Annotated in this window: 22 protein-coding genes and 2 tRNA genes (1 of these 24 running past the window's edge); 13 read left to right on the top strand and 11 right to left on the bottom strand. The window is 58.8% G+C overall.

Going from position 1 to position 21814, the window contains the following annotated elements; genetic code table 11:
• The 5 genes from AC3WK5_RS07065 to AC3WK5_RS07085 form a co-directional block, all read left to right on the top strand.
• Positions 1 to 63, top strand: a tRNA-Met gene (locus tag AC3WK5_RS07065); it begins 114 nt to the left of the window's first position.
• 222 nt (positions 64 to 285) lie between these two features.
• Positions 286 to 362 (top strand) — tRNA-Met (locus AC3WK5_RS07070).
• 278 nt (positions 363 to 640) lie between these two features.
• Entirely contained in the window at positions 641 to 3283 is a 2643-nt protein-coding gene (mprF, locus tag AC3WK5_RS07075; RefSeq protein WP_103315467.1) for a bifunctional lysylphosphatidylglycerol flippase/synthetase MprF, read from the top strand.
• Positions 3283 to 4578, top strand: coding sequence for a virulence factor family protein (locus AC3WK5_RS07080; protein ID WP_103315468.1), 1296 nt, complete (start codon positions 3283 to 3285; stop codon positions 4576 to 4578). The genes mprF and AC3WK5_RS07080 overlap by 1 nt, the downstream gene beginning before the upstream one ends.
• Positions 4579 to 5119: 541 nt before the next feature.
• Complete coding sequence (locus tag AC3WK5_RS07085) at positions 5120 to 5446, top strand: DUF3077 domain-containing protein (RefSeq protein WP_103315469.1); 327 nt, start codon at positions 5120 to 5122, stop codon at positions 5444 to 5446.
• Between the two features lie 59 nt (positions 5447 to 5505).
• On the opposite strand, the gene AC3WK5_RS07090 is transcribed toward AC3WK5_RS07085, so the two are convergent.
• Positions 5506 to 7347 carry a potassium transporter Kup gene (locus tag AC3WK5_RS07090; RefSeq protein ID WP_371919120.1) on the bottom strand — a complete coding sequence of 614 codons (1842 nt, stop codon included), beginning with the start codon at positions 7345 to 7347 and terminating at the stop codon, positions 5506 to 5508.
• Between the two features lie 385 nt (positions 7348 to 7732).
• On the opposite strand from AC3WK5_RS07090, the gene rimO reads away from it, so the two are divergent.
• The 5 genes from rimO to tsaA all read left to right on the top strand — a co-directional run bounded on the left by rimO (position 7733) and on the right by tsaA (position 11931).
• Positions 7733 to 9067 (top strand): 30S ribosomal protein S12 methylthiotransferase RimO, encoded by a 1335-nt coding sequence (rimO, locus tag AC3WK5_RS07095; RefSeq protein WP_103315472.1) that lies wholly within the window; start codon positions 7733 to 7735, stop codon positions 9065 to 9067.
• Between the two features lie 115 nt (positions 9068 to 9182).
• Entirely contained in the window at positions 9183 to 9656 is a 474-nt protein-coding gene (locus AC3WK5_RS07100; protein ID WP_103315473.1) for a GNAT family N-acetyltransferase, read from the top strand.
• A gap of 83 nt (positions 9657 to 9739) precedes the next feature.
• Positions 9740 to 10450, top strand: coding sequence for an rRNA pseudouridine synthase (locus AC3WK5_RS07105; RefSeq protein WP_103315474.1), 711 nt, complete (start codon positions 9740 to 9742; stop codon positions 10448 to 10450).
• A 67-nt stretch (positions 10451 to 10517) separates the two neighbouring features.
• Positions 10518 to 10985: a YehS family protein gene (locus AC3WK5_RS07110; protein ID WP_019692130.1), complete on the top strand. Its 468-nt coding sequence runs from the start codon at positions 10518 to 10520 to the stop codon at positions 10983 to 10985.
• Positions 10986 to 11232: 247 nt separating this feature from the next.
• Positions 11233 to 11931, top strand: coding sequence for a tRNA (N6-threonylcarbamoyladenosine(37)-N6)-methyltransferase TrmO (gene tsaA, locus AC3WK5_RS07115; protein WP_103315475.1), 699 nt, complete (start codon positions 11233 to 11235; stop codon positions 11929 to 11931).
• Positions 11932 to 12135: 204 nt separating this feature from the next.
• On the opposite strand, the gene fpr is transcribed toward tsaA, so the two are convergent.
• Positions 12136 to 12915, bottom strand: a complete 780-nt coding sequence (gene fpr, locus AC3WK5_RS07120) for a ferredoxin-NADP reductase (RefSeq protein WP_003189055.1) — start codon at positions 12913 to 12915, stop codon at positions 12136 to 12138.
• Between the two features lie 136 nt (positions 12916 to 13051).
• Here fpr and AC3WK5_RS07125 point away from each other — a divergent pair, with 136 nt between their 5' ends.
• Positions 13052 to 13978 (top strand): LysR family transcriptional regulator, encoded by a 927-nt coding sequence (locus AC3WK5_RS07125; protein ID WP_177474778.1) that lies wholly within the window; start codon positions 13052 to 13054, stop codon positions 13976 to 13978.
• On the opposite strand, the gene AC3WK5_RS07130 is transcribed toward AC3WK5_RS07125, so the two are convergent.
• The 3 genes from AC3WK5_RS07130 to AC3WK5_RS07140 form a co-directional block, all read right to left on the bottom strand.
• Positions 13975 to 14337 (bottom strand): diacylglycerol kinase, encoded by a 363-nt coding sequence (locus AC3WK5_RS07130; protein ID WP_054595972.1) that lies wholly within the window; start codon positions 14335 to 14337, stop codon positions 13975 to 13977. The genes AC3WK5_RS07125 and AC3WK5_RS07130 overlap by 4 nt on opposite strands.
• Before the next feature lie 75 nt (positions 14338 to 14412).
• Complete coding sequence (erdR, locus tag AC3WK5_RS07135) at positions 14413 to 15063, bottom strand: response regulator transcription factor ErdR (protein WP_071551583.1); 651 nt, start codon at positions 15061 to 15063, stop codon at positions 14413 to 14415.
• Positions 15064 to 15289: 226 nt separating this feature from the next.
• On the bottom strand, positions 15290 to 16048 hold the full coding sequence (locus AC3WK5_RS07140) for a tRNA-uridine aminocarboxypropyltransferase (RefSeq protein ID WP_103315477.1): 759 nt from the start codon (positions 16046 to 16048) through the stop codon (positions 15290 to 15292).
• 190 nt (positions 16049 to 16238) lie between these two features.
• Between AC3WK5_RS07140 and AC3WK5_RS07145 the strand changes: the two genes are divergently transcribed.
• Positions 16239 to 16664: a PA3611 family quorum-sensing-regulated virulence factor gene (locus AC3WK5_RS07145; protein WP_019692124.1), complete on the top strand. Its 426-nt coding sequence runs from the start codon at positions 16239 to 16241 to the stop codon at positions 16662 to 16664.
• A gap of 8 nt (positions 16665 to 16672) precedes the next feature.
• On the opposite strand, the gene AC3WK5_RS07150 is transcribed toward AC3WK5_RS07145, so the two are convergent.
• The gene (locus tag AC3WK5_RS07150; RefSeq protein WP_054595969.1) at positions 16673 to 16867 is read right to left on the bottom strand and encodes a hypothetical protein; all 195 of its coding nucleotides are present in this window, start codon (positions 16865 to 16867) and stop codon (positions 16673 to 16675) included.
• A 506-nt stretch (positions 16868 to 17373) separates the two neighbouring features.
• On the opposite strand from AC3WK5_RS07150, the gene AC3WK5_RS07155 reads away from it, so the two are divergent.
• On the top strand, positions 17374 to 18495 hold the full coding sequence (locus AC3WK5_RS07155) for an LOG family protein (protein WP_103315478.1): 1122 nt from the start codon (positions 17374 to 17376) through the stop codon (positions 18493 to 18495).
• Positions 18496 to 18537: 42 nt separating this feature from the next.
• On the opposite strand, the gene recX is transcribed toward AC3WK5_RS07155, so the two are convergent.
• From recX to AC3WK5_RS07180, 5 genes are all read right to left on the bottom strand, one after another.
• On the bottom strand, positions 18538 to 19005 hold the full coding sequence (recX, locus tag AC3WK5_RS07160; protein WP_054595967.1) for a recombination regulator RecX: 468 nt from the start codon (positions 19003 to 19005) through the stop codon (positions 18538 to 18540).
• 8 nt (positions 19006 to 19013) lie between these two features.
• Positions 19014 to 20066, bottom strand: a complete 1053-nt coding sequence (gene recA / locus AC3WK5_RS07165) for a recombinase RecA (RefSeq protein ID WP_054595966.1) — start codon at positions 20064 to 20066, stop codon at positions 19014 to 19016.
• An 83-nt stretch (positions 20067 to 20149) separates the two neighbouring features.
• The gene (locus AC3WK5_RS07170; protein ID WP_103315479.1) at positions 20150 to 20650 is read right to left on the bottom strand and encodes a CinA family protein; all 501 of its coding nucleotides are present in this window, start codon (positions 20648 to 20650) and stop codon (positions 20150 to 20152) included.
• 82 nt (positions 20651 to 20732) lie between these two features.
• Complete coding sequence (locus tag AC3WK5_RS07175) at positions 20733 to 21269, bottom strand: lysis system spanin subunit (RefSeq protein WP_103315480.1); 537 nt, start codon at positions 21267 to 21269, stop codon at positions 20733 to 20735.
• Positions 21251 to 21814 carry a glycoside hydrolase family 19 protein gene (locus AC3WK5_RS07180; RefSeq protein WP_103315481.1) on the bottom strand — a complete coding sequence of 188 codons (564 nt, stop codon included), beginning with the start codon at positions 21812 to 21814 and terminating at the stop codon, positions 21251 to 21253. The genes AC3WK5_RS07175 and AC3WK5_RS07180 overlap by 19 nt, the downstream gene beginning before the upstream one ends.

Genomic DNA, 21814 nt, shown 5'->3' on the forward strand with positions numbered 1-21814 from the left:
GTCTGGTAGCTCGTCGGGCTCATAACCCGAAGGTCGTCGGTTCAAATCCGGCTCCCGCAACCAAACATCAAAAAAGGCTACTCGAAAGAGTGGCCTTTTTTGTGCGCGTGTGTTTTTCGTCACCCCTCCTTCCCTCTTGTCGCCAGAGCCAGGAAAAAACCCTTTGCGCTTCTTATACTTAACCTGAGCGCAGCAACCGTCCGACGCTAATTAACGTTAATTTGACCAAGCAGGCTATTAACGGTTGACACTCAGGCGATCGCCTGTAGAATGCCGCCACACAGACGCGGGATGGAGCAGTCTGGTAGCTCGTCGGGCTCATAACCCGAAGGTCGTCGGTTCAAATCCGGCTCCCGCAACCAAACATCAAAAAAGGCTGCTCGAAAGAGCGGCCTTTTTTGTATCTGTAGAAAAGTCCTTTCGCAACAATGATCTGGCAATGTTCTACGAACCTTTGGCACCCTTCAGGGTCCACCAGATCAGGCTATGCTGAGTCGCAGGCAAGCCTCTCTACGATTGAATGTGCGTAATCCCCAATGCTCGGTGATACGCGTTAATATTTGTGATTATTTTTTTCTACAGGGATTGGTAACTTGGCTGGATACCCCCATCCTGTCGCGCACAATCCAAGAGGTGATTGATGCGCGCCAACTCGTCTGATTTACAAGACACCGTCACAGCGACACAACCGATCACGGCCACCCGTTTGCACTGGCTGGATCTGGTCAGCAAGTACCGACAGCCCATTGGCCTGGCGGTCACGCTGCTATTGTTCGCTATTGCGCTGATTGCCTGTCGCCATCTATTAAGCGAACTCGATCTCTACGCCCTGCACGACTCAATTCTGGAAGTGCCGAAACCGGCCCTGCTCGGTGCATTGGCTGCAACCATTGCCGGCTTCATCATCTTGCTCGGCTATGAATGGTCGGCCACGCGTTACGCTGGCGTAAGCTTGCCGCCGCGCACCATGATTCTGGGTGGTTTCACCGCATTCGCCATTGGTAACGCCATTGGCCTTTCGCTGCTGTCCGGCGGTTCGGTGCGTTACCGCCTGTACGCACGTCACGGGCTCGGGGCGTCGGAAGTCGCCCACATGACGCTGTTTGCCAGCCTGTCATTGGGCTGCGCCCTGCCGCCGCTTGCAGCCCTGGCGACACTCAGCAACCTGCCTGCCGCGTCCATTGCGCTGCACTTGTCACAGCCGTTGTTGGGTGCCATTGCGATTGCCGTGTTGCTGCTGTGCTCGGTATTGGCCATCGGCCTCTACCGCCGCCGCCTGCCAGAACAACCGTATACGGACAACCTGCTGGTTCGCATCGGACGACGCACGCTACGCTTGCCGGGTCGTCGCCTGACCTTCCTGCAATTGGTGATTACCGCACTGGATGTGGCAGCCGCCGCGACCGTGCTGTATCTGCTGCTGCCGGAAGCGCCACCGTTCGGCGCCTTCCTGTTGGTCTATCTGCTGGCCCTGGCCGCTGGCGTGCTCAGCCACGTACCGGGCGGCGTCGGGGTATTCGAAGCGATTCTGCTGGCGGCCTTCGCCGACAAACTCGGCGCTGCGCCACTGGCCGCCGCCCTGCTGCTGTATCGCCTGATCTATGTGGTTCTGCCGCTATTGGTCGCTTGCGTCCTGCTGCTGATCAATGAAGCACAGCGCCTGTTCAACACCCGTCAATCGCTGCGCGCCGCCTCGGGCATGGCCGCGCCGGTACTGGCGATCCTGGTGTTCCTGTCTGGCGTGGTGTTGCTGTTCTCCGGTGCGACACCGGAAATCGACACCCGTCTGGAACACATCGGGTTCTTGATCCCCCATCGTCTGGTCGATGCCTCGCACTTCGGTGCCAGCCTGATCGGCGTGCTCTGCCTGTTGCTGGCTCAAGGCCTGCGTCGTCGCCTCTCGGCCGCGTGGATGCTGACCACCATCTTGCTGATGATCGGTGCCGTGCTCTCGCTGCTCAAAGGGTTCGACTGGGAAGAAGCCTGCCTGATGATCCTGACCGCCAGTCTGCTGGCGATCTTCCGGCGCTCTTTCTACCGCCCTAGCCGCTTGACCGAAGTGCCGTTCTCGCCACTGTACCTGGTGGCCAGCCTGTGCGTGTTGGGCGCCTCGATCTGGCTCCTGCTGTTCGCCTATCAGGATGTGCCGTACAGCCATCAATTGTGGTGGCAGTTCACCCTGGATTCCGATGCCCCGCGTGGCCTGCGCTCGTTGCTCGGCGCGGCCGTGTTGCTGGTGGTGGTGTCCCTGACCTGGCTGCTGCGCACCGCGCGCCCGGTGATTCATCAGCCCGACGCCGCCGAACTGGATAAGGCGCTGAAGATCCTGATGGCCTCGTCGCAACCGGACGGCGGCCTCGCCCTGACCGGTGACAAGGCGCTACTGTTTCACCCTAACGACGAAGCGTTCTTGATGTATGCGCGTCGTGGCCGCAGTCTGGTAGCCCTGTACGACCCGATCGGCCCGACCCAGCAACGCGCGGAAATGATCTGGCAGTTCCGTGACCTTTGCGACCTTCATCACGCCCGTCCGGTGTTCTATCAGGTACGCGCCGAAAACCTGCCGTACTACATGGACATCGGCCTGACCGCGATCAAGCTGGGCGAAGAAGCGCGGGTTGACCTGCATCGCTTTGATCTCGAGGCCAAGGGCAAAGAGATGAAAGACCTGCGTTACACCTGGAACCGTGGCACTCGCGATGGCCTGTCGCTGGAAATCTACGAACCGGGCCAAGCCCCCATGGAGGAGCTGAAGGTCATTTCCGATGCCTGGCTGACCGGCAAGAACGTTCGTGAAAAAGGCTTCTCCCTCGGCCGTTTCAGCGACGATTACCTCAAGCACTTCCGTATCGCGATCATTCACTTTGAAGGTCGCCCGGTGGCATTCGCCAACCTGCTCGAGACGTATAGCCACGACCTGGCCAGCCTCGACCTGATGCGTGCACACCCGGATGCGCCCAAGCTGACCATGGAGTTCATGATGGTCGGCCTGATTCAACATTATAAAAATCATGGATATGCACGTTTCAGTCTGGGCATGGTGCCGCTGTCGGGTCTGCAACCCCGTCGTGGCGCGCCATTGACCCAACGCCTCGGCTCTATGGTGTTTCGCCGTGGCGAGCAGCTCTATAACTTCCAGGGGCTGCGCCGCTTCAAGGACAAATTCCAGCCTGACTGGGAACCTCGTTACATGGCCGTGCCCGCCGGACTCGATCCGCTGGTGGCACTGGCCGATACCGCCGCCCTGATTGCGGGCGGCCTGACTGGATTGGTGAAACGCTGATGATTCAACGCTCCTGGCGGTATGTATTAGCCACTCTGGTGGTGCTGGCTGTGATCCTCGGTGGCGGTTACTGGTACTGGAGCCGCCCGGCACCCGAGCCCACCCTCGAACTGCTGACGCCCGTTGATGGCCCGGCAATGACCCGGGTCATTCCTGGCACCACGCCGCGCGCCCAGGTGGTTGTCGCGGTGAACGAAGATCAGAAGCTCAGCGACAAGCAACTGATGACCCTGAGCCGTGGCGGTGCCGCGCAAATCGTTCAGGTGGTCCTGCCCACGGACTGCACCCAACAAGGCAATGCCCTGCAGGCAGCCTTCCAGCAGCTCAAGGGCCCTGCGACCCTGGTCAGCGGTATCGGCCCTGGCGCCATCCTGGCCTGGCGCTGGCTGGCCGAGCAGAAAGATGACAAGTCCCAGGCCGTTTCAGTAGACCTGGCACTGGAAAAACCCGGCTGCACCCACTCGCTGCCAAAAAGCGCAGCTCACGGTCACTGGCTGGTTGCATGGAACGATAACCCGGACGACACCAGCGCCGGTTTCGTGCGCGATCAACCCAATGCCGAAACCAGCATCAGCGACTACGACATCAACCTGCCGCAAGTCCTCAACAACGAACTGCGCAAGCTCCTCGTCGGCGCTGACAAGGGCAACGGCGGCCTGAACATTCCGGTGGTCGAAGTGCCCGCCGGCCAAGCAAAGGACACCGTCACCCTGTTCCTTTCCGGTGACGGCGGCTGGCGTGACCTGGACCGTGACGTAGCCGGTGAAATGGCGAAGATCGGTTACCCGGTGGTCGGCATCGACACCCTGCGCTACTACTGGCAGCACAAGAGCCCTGAGCAAAGCGCCATTGACCTTACCGAACTGATGCAGCACTACCGTCAGAAGTGGGGCACCAAACGCTTCATCCTGACGGGCTACTCGTTCGGTGCCGACGTCTTGCCAGCGATCTACAACCGTATGCCGGAAAGCGAACAGCAACGGGTCGATGCAATCATCCTGCTGGCCTTTGCCCGTACTGGCAGCTTCGAAATCCAGGTCGAAGGCTGGCTCGGCAATGCCGGCAAAGAGGCCGACACCGGCCCGGAAATGGCCAAGCTGCCCGCCGACAAGGTGCTGTGCATCTACGGCGCAGAAGAAATCGCCGAGAGTGGCTGCACCGACAAGACCGCTGTGGGTGAAGCCTTGAAGCTGCCGGGCGGCCACCACTTCGACGAGAACTACCCGGCCCTGGCCAAACGTCTGGTCAATGCGATCGAGAAGCGTCAGAACAAGGACAAGGTCGCAGAACAGTGACCTGAGCCGAGTTCAACAAAAAGCCCCCGTTACCGCAAGGTAACGGGGGCTTTTTTGTGAGCACTGTCCTCAGTCCCAGGACAAAGGACAGTCGCTAACCCAGGCCAAATGAACAGTCAACGCACTGTCGCTGGAATAACAACTGCGCAAGCACCCAGCGACTTTTAAATCGCTCGCCGCGTTTACTTTCGTTTACTCAAGGTGTCGAAATATCGGATGACGCTCGCAGACCTTGTAGGCAAACTCCGAATCTTGCGTTGGGGCACTTTGATGCCTTGTTGCGCTTTTCTTCGACGGGATACTCTCCGGACGTCGCTGACCATTCAGCGATCGGGCTTGGAAACCCGTCGAACCGTAGCGCAACAGCACCCCATCATGACTGCAGAGTTTTTTACGACTGCAATCCTGTGTTATGGCGGCTGTGCGTGGGACGCCTTCGGGCGTGCCGGTTCCTAGGTTCCCGGTTTTCCAACCTGCGTACAGCCGTCACCCATTCGCTTGGAAACGAATGTGGCGGCTCCTTGAACCCAGGAGTAACACCATGACCAAAACAGATTCTTCCGCGACTTCAGAACTGAAAACCATCGGTTTGACCCCTCTCATCTACTGCTCGGACCAGGCCTTATTCAACGTCCGCGCCGGTGTTCCCATCGTTGATGCATTGTCACAGGCCTCTGATCTGCTGTTCCTCGCCCGATCATTTGCTCAGGATGCCGCCTTCGCAAAAGGCACCGACCGCCACGCCTGGGCCGCGCATTATCTGACGGCAATGAGCAAGGCAGTGATTGATGACGTGGTAAAGGTCCTGACCCCGCGACCGGCCCGGACAAAGACCAAATCCGAAGACCCGCGGCCTGAAAGCAACTAAAGGCACAGAGACGAAAAAGCCCCCGTTACCAAACTGGCAACGGGGGCTTTTTGTGAGGCTTACATTTCTACCTGTGTACCCAGCTCAATCACCCGGTTCACCGGCAACTTGAAGAACCGCAAGTTGCCGTTGGCGTTTTTCAGCATGAAGGCGAACAACGCCTCGCGCCAGCGAGCCATGCCGACGAGCTTGGAGGTGATGACCGTTTCCCGGCTGAGGAAGTACGTGGTGCGCATCGGGCTGAAGTCCAGTTCATCGAGATGGCACAACTTCAGCGCTTGCGGCACATCCGGTTCGTCCGTAAAGCCGAAGTGCAGGATCACCCGGTAGAAGCCCTCACCGTAGGAGTCGACCTCAAACCGTCGCTGTGTCGGCACCCGCGGAATGTCCTCGTAAACCACCGTCAGCAACACCACCTGCTCATGCAGCACCTGGTTGTGCAGCAAGTTGTGCAACAACGCATGGGGCACCGCATCCGGCCGCGCGGTCAGGAACACCGCCGTACCCTGGACCCGGTGAGGTGGCTGCACGCGAATACTGCTGATGAAAATCGGCAACGGCAGACCGCCCTCATCCAGTCGATCCACCAGCAGCTCTTTACCGCGTTTCCAGGTGGTCATGAGGATAAACAGCACAATCCCCGCCAATACCGGGAAGGCACCGCCCTGCACGATTTTAGGTACGTTGGCGGCGAAGTACAGCCCGTCCACCAGCAGGAAACCGAGCAGGATCGGCACCGTCAGGATAGGCGACCACTTCCACAGCAACAGCATGACCGCCGCCACCAGAATACTGGTGATCAACATGGTCCCGGTGACCGCCACACCGTAAGCCGAGGCCAGGGCGTTGGACGACCCGAAACCCAGCACCAGCAAAATAACGCCGACCATCAGCGTCCAGTTCACCGCGCCGATGTAGATCTGGCCTTGCTCGGCACTTGAGGTGTGCTGAATGTACATGCGCGGGATGTAGCCGAGCTGAATCGCCTGACGGGTCAGGGAGAACGCACCGGAAATCACCGCCTGGGAAGCGATCACCGTGGCCAGTGTCGACAGCACGACCAATGGAATCAATGCCCAGCCCGGTGCCAGCAGATAGAACGGGTTACGCGCGGCGTCCGGGTTCTCCAGCAGCAACGCGCCCTGACCAAAGTAGTTCAGCACCAGCGCCGGCAGCACCAATGCGAACCAGGCACGGGCAATCGGCTTGCGACCAAAGTGGCCCATGTCCGCATACAACGCTTCAGCGCCGGTCAACGACAACACCACCGCGCCAAGAATCGCGATGCCTATGCCAGGGTGAACCTCGAAAAAGCGCACACCCCAGATCGGATTCAGCGCTTGCAACACTTCTGGATACCGGGAAATGCCAAGCGCTCCCATGACACCCAGCACCACGAACCACAACACCATCACCGGACCGAACAACTTGCCGATGCGGTCAGTGCCGTGTTTCTGGATCAGGAACAACCCCACCAGTACGATCAGCGACAACGGCACGACCCAGCGTTCGAGGCCCTCGAATGCCAGCTCCAGACCTTCCACCGCCGACAATACGGAAATCGCCGGGGTGATCATGCTGTCGCCATAGAACAACGCAGCGCCGATCAGACCGAGGATCACCAGCACCGATTGCAGCCGTGGATACGATGCCGAGGCTCGCCGCGCCAACGCGGTCAGGGCCATGATCCCGCCTTCGCCCTGGTTGTCGGCACGCAGAATGAACAACACGTACTTGATTGAGACGACCCAGATCAGCGACCAGAAAATCAGCGCCAGAATCCCGAATACTCCGTCATGGTTGGCTTGCACCCCATAGCCGCCGGTAAACACCTCTTTGAGGGTATAGAGCGGGCTGGTACCGATATCGCCATAAACCACCCCGACCGCCGCCACCAACATTCCCAAGGGCTTTGCTGCCCCGGAATGCGCTGAGCCTACTGCCTGACTACTTGCCTGACCCATCAACCACTCCTGCCACCAAGACCGGGGCTTCATGTAAAAAGCGCGACACGAACAAGTGCCTGCGCTTTGCCAATCTGCGCAGACTGCCGTGCAGCATGCGCTGTTTTACTTATTGATACAGGCGATTTATTGACTGAAAAAATACGCCTGGGTGTAACGGCGCGAAGCATAGCGCAGCACTCGTCGTATTTCCCTCCATAAAGCTGGTCAACTGCGCTGACCACCGCTAGAATTGCGCACTTTTTGATCAGAGGCGCGTCAAGCGCCCGTCTGTCGCCTTGCCGTTGTCGGCTGGAGGCGTCACAAAACACCGAGGTTAGACATGTCCACCACAACGCCGGCCAACCCTAAAGTTGGTTTCGTATCCCTGGGTTGCCCGAAAGCACTGGTCGACTCCGAGCGCATCCTTACTCAACTGCGCATGGAAGGCTATGACGTCGTGTCGACCTATCAGGACGCCGATGTCGTGGTGGTCAACACCTGCGGCTTCATCGACTCGGCCAAGGCCGAATCCCTTGAAGTGATCGGCGAAGCCATCAAGGAAAACGGCAAGGTCATCGTCACCGGTTGCATGGGTGTCGAAGAAGGCAACATCCGCAACGTACACCCAAGCGTGCTGGCCGTCACCGGTCCGCAGCAGTACGAGCAAGTGGTCAACGCCGTGCACGACGTCGTGCCACCGCGCAAGGACCACAACCCGCTGATCGACCTGGTGCCGCCGCAAGGCATCAAGCTGACGCCGCGTCACTACGCTTACCTGAAGATTTCCGAAGGCTGCAACCACAGCTGCAGCTTCTGCATCATCCCGTCGATGCGCGGCAAACTGGTCAGCCGTCCGGTGGGCGATGTGCTCGACGAAGCCCAGCGCCTGGTCAAATCCGGCGTTAAAGAGCTGCTGGTGATTTCCCAGGACACCAGCGCCTACGGCGTTGACGTCAAGTACCGCACCGGTTTCTGGAATGGCGCGCCGGTGAAAACCCGCATGACCGAACTCTGCGAAGCGCTCAGCACCCTCGGCGTCTGGGTTCGCCTGCACTACGTTTACCCGTACCCGCACGTCGATGAGCTGATCCCGCTGATGGCCGCCGGAAAAATCCTGCCGTACCTGGACATCCCGTTCCAGCACGCCAGCCCGAAAGTGCTCAAGGCGATGAAACGTCCAGCGTTTGAAGACAAGACCCTGGCGCGCATCAAGAACTGGCGCGAGATCTGTCCGGACCTGATCATCCGTTCGACCTTCATCGTCGGCTTCCCCGGCGAAACCGAAGAAGACTTCCAGTACCTGCTGAACTGGCTGACCGAAGCCCAGCTCGACCGCGTCGGCTGCTTCCAGTACTCGCCGGTTGAAGGCGCACCGGCCAACGATCTGGATCTGGAGATCGTTCCGGATGACGTCAAGCAAGACCGCTGGGATCGCTTCATGGCGCACCAGCAGGCCATCAGCTCGGCGCGCCTGCAAATGCGCATCGGCCGTGAAATCGAAGTGCTGGTCGATGAAGTCGACGAGCAAGGCGCGGTCGGCCGTTGCTTCTTCGACGCCCCGGAAATCGACGGCAACGTATTCATCGACAACGGCAGCAACCTCAAGCCTGGCGACAAAGTCTGGTGCAAAGTGACCGACGCCGACGAATACGACCTGTGGGCTGAACAGATCTAAACGCAAAAAATATGAAAAGCCCCGCTCTCTTCACGAGATGCGGGGCTTTTTTACGTCTATCGTATTGTTCAGAAAGAGGATTCAACCTCACTCACGGCACAAGGGGCAGGCGGGCATGCGCCATCATTCGGTCATCCACACACCAAAACACAGCGACTATGAAGAACTGACCCGGGTCTGGGAGGCGTCGGTCCGCGCCACGCATGACTTTTTACCGGACAGTTACATCGAGCTGCTGAAAAACCTGGTGCTTACCCGCTATCTGGATGCCGTCATGCTGATCTGTACCCGCGACCGACACCAGCACATCACCGGGTTCGCCGGCGTTGCGGCAGGCAAGATCGAAATGCTCTTTATTGCCCCCGAACACCGTGGCGAGGGCCTGGGCAAACAACTGCTGAACTACGCCATGGAACACCTGAACGCCGATGAACTGGACGTTAACGAACAAAACCCGCAAGCCTTGGGGTTCTATTTCAAGCAGGGTTTCGAAGTCATCGGACGCTCGGAGGTCGATGGCATGGGCCAGCCTTATCCGCTGTTGCACATGCGTTTGAAGCAGGCCAATCAACAGGCCCGGCGCGGCTAAAAGCCACACAAGGCAAATGGACCCGCGATTAACCGGCGCGAGGCAGGTACAATGCCTCCCCCCTTTTGTAACGGCCCCCTGTCATGACTGACCCGATTCGTCTCTCCAAACGCCTCATCGAGCTCGTCGGCTGCTCCCGTCGGGAGGCTGAGCTGTTCATTGAGGGCGGCTGGGTCACCGTGGACGGCGAAGTCATCGATGAGCCGCAGTTCAAGGTCGACACCCAGAAAGTCGAACTCGACCCCGAAGCCAAGGCTACCGCACCGGAACCCGTGACCATCCTGCTGCACGCGCCGGCGGGCATGGACGCCGAGACCGCCCTGCAACTGATCGGCCCCGAGACCCTGAGCGAAGAACACCGCTTCAGCAAACGTCCGCTCAAGGGCCACTTCCTGCGCCTGACCGCCAGCGCCGACCTGCAGGCCAACGCCAGCGGGCTGTTGGTATTCACCCAGGACTGGAAGATCCTGCGCAAACTCACTGCCGATGCCAGCAAGATCGAGCAAGAGTATGTGGTCGAGGTCGAAGGCGACATGGTCGCTCACGGGCTCAACCGCCTGACCCACGGCCTGTCGTACAAAGGCAAGGAACTGCCAGCGGTCAAAGCCAGCTGGCAGAATGAAAATCGCCTGCGCTTCGCGATGAAAAACCCGCAACCGGGGATCATCGCCCTGCTCTGCCAGGCTGTCGGCCTCAAGGTCGTCGCCATCCGCCGCATCCGTATCGGCGGTGTTTCCATCGGCAAAGTGCCGGTGGGCCAATGGCGCTATCTGTCTGCCAAAGAGAAATTCTAAGGCCGCCACACATTTCGGCGTTGCTGTTAACGGCAACGCCCACAGCTGAATGATCAGGACTGCACACATGATTCATAACGACGTACTGCGCAGCGTGCGCTACATGCTCGACATCAGTGACAAAAAAGTCATCGAGATCATCAAGCTCGGCGGCATGGATGTCACCCTGCCCGACCTGGTGACGTACCTCGACAAGAAAGAAGAAGACGAAGAAGGCTTCGTACGCTGCCCGGACGAGGTCATGGCGCACTTCCTCGATGGCCTGGTGTTCTTCAAGCGCGGCAAGGACGAAAGCCGTCCACCGCAGCCGATCGAGCTGCCAGTCACCAACAACATCATCCTGAAGAAACTGCGCGTGGCCTTCGAACTGAAAGAAGACGACATGCACGCCATCCTCAAGGCCGCCGAATTTCCGGTCTCCAAGCCTGAGCTGAGCGCACTGTTCCGCAAGTTCGGCCACACCAACTATCGCCCTTGTGGCGACCAGTTGCTGCGCAATTTCCTCAAGGGCCTGACCCTGCGCGTTCGCGGCTGATCCCAGACCTGCGGTGACCGGGAACATCATTCCACTGGATGGAGGGTTCAGCCTCTGACGCTCTTGTGGCGAGGGAGCTTGCTCCCGTTCGGCTGCGCAGCAGCCGTAAAATTGGCACCTTAATTGATCGGGAAGGACTCGGTCACAGGTTTTGGGGGCGCTTCGCACCCCAGCGGGAGCAAGCTCCCTCGCCACAGAGGCAGCGTGGGTTATCATGCCCACCTCTTTTCCCTCTCGACGCCAGACCATGACCTACAGCGTTTCCCCGATCGGCTTTGTGCGCTCCTGCTTCAAGGAGAAGTTCGCCATTCCGCGTCAGCCACAACTGGCGCCGGCCGCTCGCGGCATTCTGGAATTGGTGGCACCGTTCGATCAGGGTGATGCGGTGCAAGGCCTGGAGCAGGTCAGCCATGTCTGGCTGCTGTTCCTGTTTCATCAGGCACTGGAAGACAAGCCGCGACTCAAAGTCCGCCCACCGCGCCTGGGCGGTAACAAGTCCATGGGCGTGTTTGCCACGCGCGCGACCCATCGGCCCAACGGCATTGGCCAATCGGTGGTCAAGCTGGACAAGGTTGAAGCCAATCGCCTGTGGATCTCCGGCATTGACCTGCTGGACGGTACGCCGATTCTCGACATCAAACCCTACGTGCCCTACGCCGATATCATCCCGGGCGCATCCAACGAGATCGCCAGCGCCGCGCCGCAACTGATTCCCGTGCAGTGGGCGGACTCAGCCTTGCAACAGGCGCATACGCACGCTCAGCGCCTTGAAGAGCCCTTGGTCGAGCTGATCGAGCAATGCCTGGCCCAAGACCCACGCCCGGCTTACCAGACACCCGCACCCGAACGCGAATACGGCGCACAGTTCTGGGACCTGGACGTACGCTGGCATTACCCGCAAGCCGGGCTGATCCGCGTCCTTGAAGTCATCCCCGTCAACACATAAGCCCTATCAACGAAAAAAACCCGAAAACGAAAAAGCCCACGTTGCCTGGAAAGGCAACGCGGGCTTTTTGGGTCAGACGCATAACTAATGTGGGAGCGGGCTTGCTCGCGAAGACGGACTGTCAGTCAACATCATCGTTGAATGCTAAACCGCTTTCGCGAGCAAGCCCGCTCCCACACAAGCCCGCCCCCCCGAGGGATGCGCTTACTTCTCGACGAACGCACGCTCGATCAGGTAGTCACCGGGCTCACGCATACGCGGCGAAACTTTCAGGCCGAAGCTGTTCAGTACTTCGCTGGTTTCGTCGAGCATGCTCGGGCTGCCGCAGAGCATGGCGCGGTCGTCTTCAGGATTGATCGGCGGCAGGCCGATGTCGCTGAACAGCTTGCCGCTGCGCATCAGGTCGGTCAGACGACCTTCGTTTTCGAACGGCTCGCGGGTCACGGTCGGGTAGTAGATCAACTTGTCACGCAGGGCCTCGCCGAAGAACTCGTTCTGCGGCAGGTGCTCGGTGATGAACTCGCGGTAAGCGACTTCGTTGACGTAACGTACGCCGTGGCACAGGATCACTTTTTCGAAACGCTCGTAGGTTTCCGGATCCTGGATGACACTCATGAACGGCGCCAGACCGGTACCGGTGCTGAGCAGGTACAGATGTTTACCAGGCTTCAAATCGTCCAGCACCAGGGTGCCGGTCGGTTTTTTGCTGATGATGATCTCGTCGCCTTCCTTCAGATGTTGCAACTGGGAAGTCAGCGGACCATCGGGAACCTTGATGCTGAAGAACTCGAGATGCTCTTCCCAGTTCGGGCTGGCAATCGAGTAAGCGCGCATAAGCGGGCGGCCGTTGGGCTGTTGCAGGCCGATCATCACGAACTGGCCGTTCTCGAAGCGCAGGCCCGGATCGCGGGTGCACTTGAAGCTGAACAGAGTGTCGTTCCAGTGGTGAACACTGAGGACACGCTCGTGGTTCATGTTGCTCATGTACGGGGGACTCCTGGAGATTTTGTCTGCGCATGCTCTGCGCCAAGAGAGCAGTGCGCAATTGCATCGCATTCTAATGGCAGCGACAATATCTGTTAACTGGATTATTAAGATAAGGGTTATCGGTTATATAGATATGCGATTTACTCTCCGTCAACTTCAAGTCTTCGTCGCCGTCGCTCAGCAAGAGAGTGTGTCTCGTGCTGCGGGCCTGCTCAACCTTTCACAGTCAGCGGCCAGCACCTCGATCACCGAACTCGAGCGTCAATCCAGCTGCCAACTGTTCGACCGCGCCGGCAAGCGGCTGAGCCTCAACGCCATGGGCAAACAACTGCTGCCGCAGGCGGTGGCCTTGCTCGACCAGGCCAAGGAAATCGAAGACCTGCTCAACGGCAAGTCCGGTTTCGGTTCGCTGGCGGTCGGCGCCACGCTCACCATCGGCAACTACCTGGCAACGTTGCTGATCGGCAGCTTCATGCAGCGCCATCCGGAAAGCCAGGTGAAGCTGCACGTGCAGAACACTGCCAACATCGTGCAACAAGTCGCCCACTATGAAATTGATCTGGGTCTAATCGAAGGCGACTGCAGCCACCCGGACATCGAAGTACAAAGCTGGGTCGAGGATGAACTGGTGGTGTTTTGTGCCCCGCAACATCCGCTGGCCGCCCGTGGCCAGGCCAGCATGGAAGAGCTGACACACGAGGCATGGATCCTTCGCGAACAAGGCTCCGGCACGCGCCTGACCTTTGACCAGGCCATGCGTCACCACCGAAGCGCCTTGAATATTCGGCTTGAGCTGGAACACACCGAAGCGATCAAGCGCGCGGTGGAATCTGGCTTGGGGATTGGCTGTATATCGCGGTTGGCGCTACGCGATGCATTCCGCCGCGGCAGCCTGGTGGCGGTTGAAACACCGGACCTGGATCTGGCGCGGCAGTTTTATTTCATCTGGCATAAACAGAAATATCAGACGTCGGCCATGCGCGAGTTTCTTGAACTGTGCCGCGCTTTCACCGCCGGGGTTCAGCGCAGCGACGAGATCGTTCTGCCGACGATTGCCTAAAGCAGAATCACCGCCCACACCATCACGATCATGCTCAGGGCCATTAACTGAGCAGCGCTGCCCATGTCCTTGGCATTTTTCGACAACGGGTGCCGATCGAGGGAAATCCGGTCAATGGCCGCTTCCACGGCCGAATTGAGCAACTCGACGATCAGCGCCAGCATGCAGACGGCAATCAGCAAGGCACGCTCGACGTGGCTGACGTTCAGCACAAACGCCAGCGGAATCAGGATGACATTGAGCAGCACCAGTTGACGGAAAGCAGCTTCGCCAGTGAAGGCTGCACGCAGGCCGTCGAGAGAATAACCACCTGCATTGAGAATGCGCTTGAGACCGGTTTGACCTTTGAAAGGCGACATAGAGTAGGCAACTGAACCAGAAGAAGTAGAAAAGCTAGATCAACAGAAGTTAAAAAAGCGTGAATGAAAGCGCCGTTAGTGGCTCGAAATTGACTCAAGTTGTTGCAACAACAACGCCGCCTGAGTCCGGGTACGCACCCCCAACTTGCGGAAGATCGCCGTCACATGCGCCTTGATCGTCGCCTCCGACACACTCAACTCGTAGGCAATCTGCTTGTTCAGCAGACCTTCGCAGACCATGGTCAATACGCGGAACTGCTGTGGCGTCAGACTGGCCAAGCCTTCGCTGGCAGCCTTGGCCTCGTCCGAAACGCTGACCGCTTCAAATGCCTGCGGCGGCCAGAAGACATCGCCATCCAGCACAGAGCGCACCGCTTGCTGAATCACTTCCAGTGAACTGGATTTGGGAATGAAACCGCTGGCCCCGAATTCACGGGAACGCACCATGATCGAGGCTTCTTCCTGAGCCGAAACCATCACCACCGGGATCTGCGGGTATTGACCGCGCAACAGCACCAGCCCGGAGAACCCGTACGCGCCCGGCATGTTCAGGTCCAGCAGCACCAGATCCCAGTCAGCCTTTTCGGTCAGGCGGGCTTCCAGCTCGGCAATGCTCGCCACTTCCACCAGACGAACCTCGGGGCCAAGGCCCAGGGTCACGGCCTGGTGCAGCGCGCTACGAAAGAGAGGGTGGTCATCGGCAATCAGGATTTCGTATGTGGCCATTTTTCAAATGATCCTGTTTTTTATGGCAGACCCGATGCATTCAGGCCTCGCCAAGGCAACTCGAGGTACCACCAGACAGCGGCACCAACAGGGCACGTTCAACGCCAAGACCCCATAAAACCGGCGTTTCAATCTTCGGCCGCACCCTAATCGGCGCCAAGGATGCCCAGCGAAGCCTGGGTGGTCAAGCCGCAAACCCGCGGTTACCTGTCAGTATGGGCGACTCTCAGGACATGACCGGCGCGGTGTGTTCAACGAAAGGCAGCAATTCTGTATGGGCCGGGGTCGAGACATTCATTTCCAGCTGATGCTTGGCATCGAGGTAATGCTGGCTGAACACATCGAAATAGGCATCCAGTGCCGATGCAGCGTCTACATCCCCCGCCAGATCCAGGCACAACGCAGCCACTTCCGCAGTGCACAGGTGTTCGCTGCGGGTAGATCTTCGCAGGCGGTACCGCGAGAGTTTTTCGGGGAGCAGGCTCAGAATCGGAAACCCGTCGAAATAAGGGCTTTTCCGAAAAATCTTTCTCGCCTCGGTCCAGGTTGCATCCAGCAGGATGAACAGCGGGCGCTTCTCGCTGGTCGCCTCGACGGTATGAGTCACGCGTTCGGGAGCAACGTATTCGCCGGGAAAGACCAGATAAGGCTGCCATTGCGGGTCGGACAAAAGCGTGATCAATTGCGGATCGATCTCGGTACGCGACCAGATAAAGGCAAAGTTATCCCTGACCACGTCTGCGATCAGCCAGCCGGTGTTGCTCGGTTTGAACACTTCCTTCCTGGTCATGATCAGGCAAACACCGGCCCGTGATTCGACCTGGGGACGCCAGTTACACAGGCAGTGGCTCTCGATCACCCGGCACGTATGGCAACGGGGCGCCCGTGAACCGCGGGCCAGAAAAGGCTTGGTGCTCTCCTCTTCTCGCTCATCGCGCAGACGGGCTACGGCGTTCGTGGCAAAACGTGGGGCGGCATTGCTCATCGCAGGCAGCACCGGCAGGGAAGGAATATCGACACAAAAAACACTCGGCAAGGCAGGAAGTCGTGGCAGTTTACCAGAGCAGCTCGCCCAAACCTGTACCGCCTACCCCCCGCTCGCCTATAATCCGCCGCCACTGAACGCACCGCCATGTGGCTGGTCGAAGCACCAGTCACTGAACCAGGAGAGTTTCATGCTGCGCCTTATCGTCCCCACCGCTGCCCTTCTGCTGGCCCTGCCCTTCAGCGCTCAAGCAGCCTCCCTGAATGACTTGAATCTGGGCAAGATGCTGGAAAAGGTTGCTGCGGAAAGTAACGTCGGCCTGCCTCGGGAAATCAACGAGAACCTTCTCGACCAAGGTTATACGGTTGATGGCAAACAGCTGATCGACCACATTAGCGTGCAATCGGCTTATGCCGACGAAATGCGCGCCAATCCGAAAGTGGTTTATCTGCAACTGGGCGCCAGCGTTTGCCGCAACGTGAACTACCGCAAGTTGATGGCCAAGGGCGCGATCATGCGTTACGACTTTTCGGAAAACAAAACCAATCGCCCTGTAGGCTCGGCCAGCTACCAGGAATCGGATTGCCCTGCGCAAACGGCACAAAAGAAAAAGTAATCACTTAATCAGTGCGAACCTGCGCGTCGTTGCTCATCATCGGCGCGCAGCTCTGCCACCAGCGCCTGCAAATAAGGCGAGCGCCACTCTTGGCCTTCCAGGCGCCGACGACATTCCTCTTCAAGGCTCACGTGATTGCGCGCGGCCGCCGACTGCAGCAATCGATACAGTTGCGCATCGACCTCCAGAATCACCAGGCTCATAGCCTGCCTCCTTGCACTTGATCGCCAATCATTGCGCGATGATCCCCTACAGCTCCTGAAGCCTTGCGCCTTGCCCTGGACGCAATGCCGTCGTGTTGTGTCTGTAACTTAGTAAATCAGAGCCATGGCCGTCCGACACAGGTTCTGACGAGCGGTGTCAGTCGGTTGTGAGCTCGCAATAAGTGATTGCCAGCGAAGACTTTCGAAGACCATGATCAAGTCAGCGCGACTCACCACAAGCGTCTAGATTCAATGTATTGGTGTTTAATGTCCGGGGCAGAAAAGGGGCTGCCCACTCAGAGTCCTGTCGTGCGAACATTTCTTTCATCCAAGGGATAAAACAGAACCCGTCTGGATGACTCGACCGCCACTTCAACGCTTCATGGTCAGGTCGAGTCGGGTGTAGTGCCCAGCCCTCTTTGCGGGCTGAGAGCGACACAAGCGGTGTCGCGGCTCAGGCGAATTTCTCGTTCGAGCCGAAGGTTCTGTGTAGAAGGAGAAGTTGAATGCCTTACCAACCGAATGACCTTCTGGTGCGTCACTTTCAGAGCATCGGCGTCGATCTCACCAGCAAGATCGAAGAGCAACTCAACCTGGTTTCACCCAATAGCCCGAATATTCCGATTTATCGCGACATGATGTTGACGGTCTTGCGCATGGCGCAAGAAGACCACAATCGCTGGAACGCCAAGATTACCCAGCAAACCCTGCGCGAACTCGAGCACGCCTTCCGTGTGCTGGAGCAGTTCAAGGGGCGGCGTAAAGTGACCGTTTTCGGCTCGGCACGTACGCCGGTTGAACATCCGCTGTACGCCCTGGCCCGGGAACTGGGCGCAAAACTCGCCCAATCGAACCTGATGGTCATCACCGGTGCCGGCGGCGGCATCATGGCCGCCGCCCATGAAGGTGCAGGTCGGGATAACAGCCTTGGATTCAATATCACCCTGCCCTTCGAGCAGCATGCAAATCCGACCGTAGGCGGCACTGCCAACCTGCTACCGTTTCACTTTTTCTTTACCCGCAAACTGTTCTTCGTCAAAGAGGCCGACGCGCTGGTGCTCTGCCCGGGCGGCTTCGGCACGCTGGACGAAGCCCTGGAAGTGCTGACCCTGATCCAGACCGGCAAAAGCCCGCTGGTTCCCGTGGTGTTGCTGGATGCTCCTGGCGGCACGTTCTGGGAAAGTGCGCTGAACTTCATCCGCAATCAATTGGAGGCCAACCATTACATCCTGTCGAACGACCTGAAGCTGATTCGTCTGGTGTACACCGTCGATGACGCTGTGGCGGAAATCAATCAGTTCTACAGCAACTTCCACTCCAGCCGCTGGCTGAAACATCAGTTCGTGATCCGCATGCATCACAAACTCAGCGACCAGGCGCTCGAGCATATACAGGAGGCCTTTGCCGACCTGTGCCTGAGCGATCACTTTCATCAACATACTTACGCTGGCGAGGAGCACGACGAGGCTCAGTTCAGTCATCTGGTGCGGCTGTCCTTCACGTTCAACGCCCGTGATCACGGACGCCTGCGTGAACTGGTCGACTACATCAACCTGCCGGAAAACTGGGCCACTGCTCAGCCGCCCCAGACGCCACAGCGCAAACGGGAACAGATCAAGGTTACTTGAGCAAAAAAAGGCCCGACTATTTCAATAGTCGGGCCCTTTCAGTCAGTCATCCATTCCTCGGCCGCTGAACAAGCGGCCAATCATTTCCATGGAGTATCCCCGATAGGCGAGGAAGCGCCCTTGCTTGGCGCGCTCGCGGGCGTCTATCGGTAAATGCCCGGCAAACTTGCGTCGCCAGGTCTCCTCCAGGTTCTCTTGCCAACTGATTCCGCTTTCACGCAGGGCAAGTTCGATATCGGCACGTTGCAAACCACGCTGGCTCAACTCTTCGCGAATGCGCAAAGGGCCGTAGCCGGAACGGGCACGGTAGGAAACGAAGCTTTCGAGGTATCGGGATTCGGACAGCAGCCCCTCTTCCGTCAGACGGTCGAGAGCTGTATCGATCATTTCATCAGAAGCGCCGCGCTGACGCAGTTTACGCGTCAGTTCGACTCGACCGTGCTCGCGTCGTGCGAGCAGGTCCATTGCGGTTCGCCGCACCGCGACGAGGGTATCGAGTACGGCGGTCATCGGATCAATCAGATATCAGCGTCAGCCAGATCATCGGCAGTCTCTTTGACCGGCGAAGCCTTGACGTCTGGAGTCGGCGTCAGCAGCTTGTCGCGAATCTGCTTCTCAAGAGTGGCTGCGATGTCCGGGTTATCCTGCAGGAACTTGGCCGAGTTGGCCTTGCCCTGGCCGATCTTGCTGCCGTTGTAGGCATACCATGCACCGGATTTCTCAACGAAGCCGTGCAGTACGCCAAGGTCGATCATCTCACCGTTGAGGTAGATGCCCTTGCCGTAAAGAATCTGGAACTCGGCCTGACGGAACGGCGAAGCCACCTTGTTCTTGACGACTTTGACGCGGGTTTCGCTGCCGACCACTTCATCGCCTTCTTTCACCGCGCCGGTGCGGCGGATGTCCAGACGAACCGAAGCGTAGAACTTCAGCGCGTTACCACCGGTGGTGGTTTCCGGGCTGCCGAACATCACGCCGATTTTCATCCGGATCTGGTTGATGAAGATCACCAGGCAGTTGGCGTTCTTGATGTTACCGGTGATTTTACGCAGCGCCTGGGACATCAGACGGGCTTGCAGGCCCACGTGCATGTCACCCATTTCGCCTTCGATTTCAGCCTTCGGAACCAGGGCCGCCACGGAGTCGACGATGATCACGTCAACCGCGTTGGAGCGCACCAGCATGTCGGTGATTTCCAGGGCTTGCTCGCCGGTATCCGGCTGGGAAACCAGCAGGTCGTCGACATTGACGCCCAGTTTGCCGGCGTACTCCGGGTCCAGGGCGTGCTCGGCGTCGACGAATGCGCAGGTCGCGCCGGCTTTTTGAGCCTGGGCGATCACGGACAGTGTCAGCGTGGTTTTACCGGAGGATTCAGGACCGTAGATTTCAACGATACGGCCTTTTGGCAGACCGCCAATGCCGAGTGCGATATCCAGACCCAGAGAGCCAGTGGAAATAGCCGGGATCGCCTGACGGTCTTGATCGCCCATACGCATCACGGCACCTTTGCCGAATTGACGTTCGATCTGACCCAGGGCCGCAGCCAAGGCTTTCTTCTTGTTGTCGTCCATTAAAGTCCTCACGTAATCAATAAGGCCTGACGGCCAACACCTGTATAAGTAGCCAGTATTATTCCACAGCGTTTCGGGATCGCCTACCCCTCATTTGAGATTTCTCCGGCGGTATACTGCAGCAACCCCTCTAGCGCGGCCTTCACCGTTTGTCGGCGGACCTCACCGCGGTTACCGGGGAAGTGTCGGCACTCCGAATACACGGCATCTCCGATCCCCCAGGCCAACCACACGGTGCCCACCGGTTTGTTCGACGTACCGCCGTCCGGTCCTGCAATACCGCTGACCGCCACGGCAAAACGCGCGCGACTCTTGTGCTGGGCGCCACGCACCATGGCTTCGACCACTTCACGACTGACCGCCCCGACCTCGGTGAACAACTCGGCGGGCACATTCAGTTGCTGGGTCTTCTGCCGATTGGAATAGGTGACGTAACCCGCCTCGAACCACGCCGAGCTGCCGGCGATTCGGGTGATCGCTTCGGCGATCCCGCCACCAGTGCAGGACTCGGCCGTGCTGACGTGGGCATTGAGCACCTGCAATCGCCGGCCTAGTTGCGCGGCAAGCTGGGTGATTTCGTTCACGACTCTCTCCTCGATCAGGCGGGCATGCGCACTACCGTACACGAGCGAATCACGCTTGCAAGACGCAGGCTGGATCAAAATGTTAGCGAGCAAGCGCTCTGACATAGGCCTGACAGGCCTGCAAGGCAATCAGTCCGCGGTCGCCTGTGTCGGTGATGCCGATAATTCGTTGAGCATGCGCCGGCTCAAGTCGGGCTCGTAGGGTTCCATGAACCACGCCGCCGGTGCCGGAGGCGGCTGACACACCACAACCGGTGTCGGCTTCACGGGGGTCGACAAGGACTGACAGGCGCAAATCAGCAGTGGCAAGACGGTCGCGCAGGCGACCTTGATCACGTTGTGCATCGCTCAAGGCCTTTGAATAGGTTTGATCGCTGGCCTGAAGACGCTGCTCCAGGGCCAGCCGCTTGTCCTGTTCGGTGCGCTGTTGATTCGCCGCCGCCAGGGTCAGTTGGTTCAGCGCCTCGCCGTGCAACCTGGCTTGTTCCGCCAGTTGCCGACCGTAGCGCCAATCCTGAAGGTGCCAGGACACTGCCGCGGCACTGCCAGCCACAATGGCCAGCAGCACAGCAACGCCGATCACCCGGTACGGAAGTGGTATCAGACCGAAGGCTGGCATAACACCGCCCTCGCCCGTGTCCAGAGCTGCAAACGTTCTTCCAGCCCATTCAACCCGCCGTTGATCCTGCGGGTGATGCTGTTGAACTGTTCACGATCGGCCAGTTCATTCAAACCGTTCAGCTCCCAGAACCAGGCCGCCGATTCGGCCGCCCATTGAGGCTGCTCGAGCAACTCAGGCAGGGTCAGCAAACGCTCATCCCCGAACAGTCCAAGGCTGCATCGACGATAGTTGTCGCGCCCGGTGATCTGAATCAGCCCACGCCCCCGATAGCGCTGACCATCACCGTCAGCTTCAGGCGTATTGCCCAAGCGGACGGCCAGCGTGCCGGTATCGTATTTGCTGAGGTACCGGTCGCTGCCCAACTCACGCACATACCGCAACTGCCCCGACTCATGGCCGATTTGTGCAAGGAATGCGGCGATGCGCTTGGGGGTGTTGATGTTGTGGCGGGTCATGGCGGTGTTGAGGGCAGAAACGAAAACGCCCGCTTGGAGGCGGGCGTTGGGCATGATTTTGAGCAGATGCTGTTCTGTAAGAGGCAT

This window comes from Pseudomonas sp. FW306-02-D09B (assembly GCF_058782685.1).

Coding starts and splice junctions, on each gene's coding strand:
- mprF (WP_103315467.1), top strand. CDS start 641: ATGCGCGCCAACTCGTCTGATTTACAAGACACCGTCACAGCGACACAA.
- AC3WK5_RS07080 (WP_103315468.1), top strand. CDS start 3,283: ATGATTCAACGCTCCTGGCGGTATGTATTAGCCACTCTGGTGGTGCTG.
- AC3WK5_RS07085 (WP_103315469.1), top strand. CDS start 5,120: ATGACCAAAACAGATTCTTCCGCGACTTCAGAACTGAAAACCATCGGT.
- AC3WK5_RS07090 (WP_371919120.1), bottom strand. CDS start 7,347: ATGTTGGTGGCGGCGGTCGGGGTGGTTTATGGCGATATCGGTACCAGC.
- rimO (WP_103315472.1), top strand. CDS start 7,733: ATGTCCACCACAACGCCGGCCAACCCTAAAGTTGGTTTCGTATCCCTG.
- AC3WK5_RS07100 (WP_103315473.1), top strand. CDS start 9,183: ATGCGCCATCATTCGGTCATCCACACACCAAAACACAGCGACTATGAA.
- AC3WK5_RS07105 (WP_103315474.1), top strand. CDS start 9,740: ATGACTGACCCGATTCGTCTCTCCAAACGCCTCATCGAGCTCGTCGGC.
- AC3WK5_RS07110 (WP_019692130.1), top strand. CDS start 10,518: ATGATTCATAACGACGTACTGCGCAGCGTGCGCTACATGCTCGACATC.
- tsaA (WP_103315475.1), top strand. CDS start 11,233: ATGACCTACAGCGTTTCCCCGATCGGCTTTGTGCGCTCCTGCTTCAAG.
- fpr (WP_003189055.1), bottom strand. CDS start 12,915: ATGAGCAACATGAACCACGAGCGTGTCCTCAGTGTTCACCACTGGAAC.
- AC3WK5_RS07125 (WP_177474778.1), top strand. CDS start 13,052: ATGCGATTTACTCTCCGTCAACTTCAAGTCTTCGTCGCCGTCGCTCAG.
- AC3WK5_RS07130 (WP_054595972.1), bottom strand. CDS start 14,337: ATGTCGCCTTTCAAAGGTCAAACCGGTCTCAAGCGCATTCTCAATGCA.
- erdR (WP_071551583.1), bottom strand. CDS start 15,063: ATGGCCACATACGAAATCCTGATTGCCGATGACCACCCTCTCTTTCGT.
- AC3WK5_RS07140 (WP_103315477.1), bottom strand. CDS start 16,048: ATGAGCAATGCCGCCCCACGTTTTGCCACGAACGCCGTAGCCCGTCTG.
- AC3WK5_RS07145 (WP_019692124.1), top strand. CDS start 16,239: ATGCTGCGCCTTATCGTCCCCACCGCTGCCCTTCTGCTGGCCCTGCCC.
- AC3WK5_RS07150 (WP_054595969.1), bottom strand. CDS start 16,867: ATGAGCCTGGTGATTCTGGAGGTCGATGCGCAACTGTATCGATTGCTG.
- AC3WK5_RS07155 (WP_103315478.1), top strand. CDS start 17,374: ATGCCTTACCAACCGAATGACCTTCTGGTGCGTCACTTTCAGAGCATC.
- recX (WP_054595967.1), bottom strand. CDS start 19,005: ATGACCGCCGTACTCGATACCCTCGTCGCGGTGCGGCGAACCGCAATG.
- recA (WP_054595966.1), bottom strand. CDS start 20,066: ATGGACGACAACAAGAAGAAAGCCTTGGCTGCGGCCCTGGGTCAGATC.
- AC3WK5_RS07175 (WP_103315480.1), bottom strand. CDS start 21,269: ATGCCAGCCTTCGGTCTGATACCACTTCCGTACCGGGTGATCGGCGTT.
- AC3WK5_RS07180 (WP_103315481.1), bottom strand. CDS start 21,814: ATGCCTCTTACAGAACAGCATCTGCTCAAAATCATGCCCAACGCCCGC.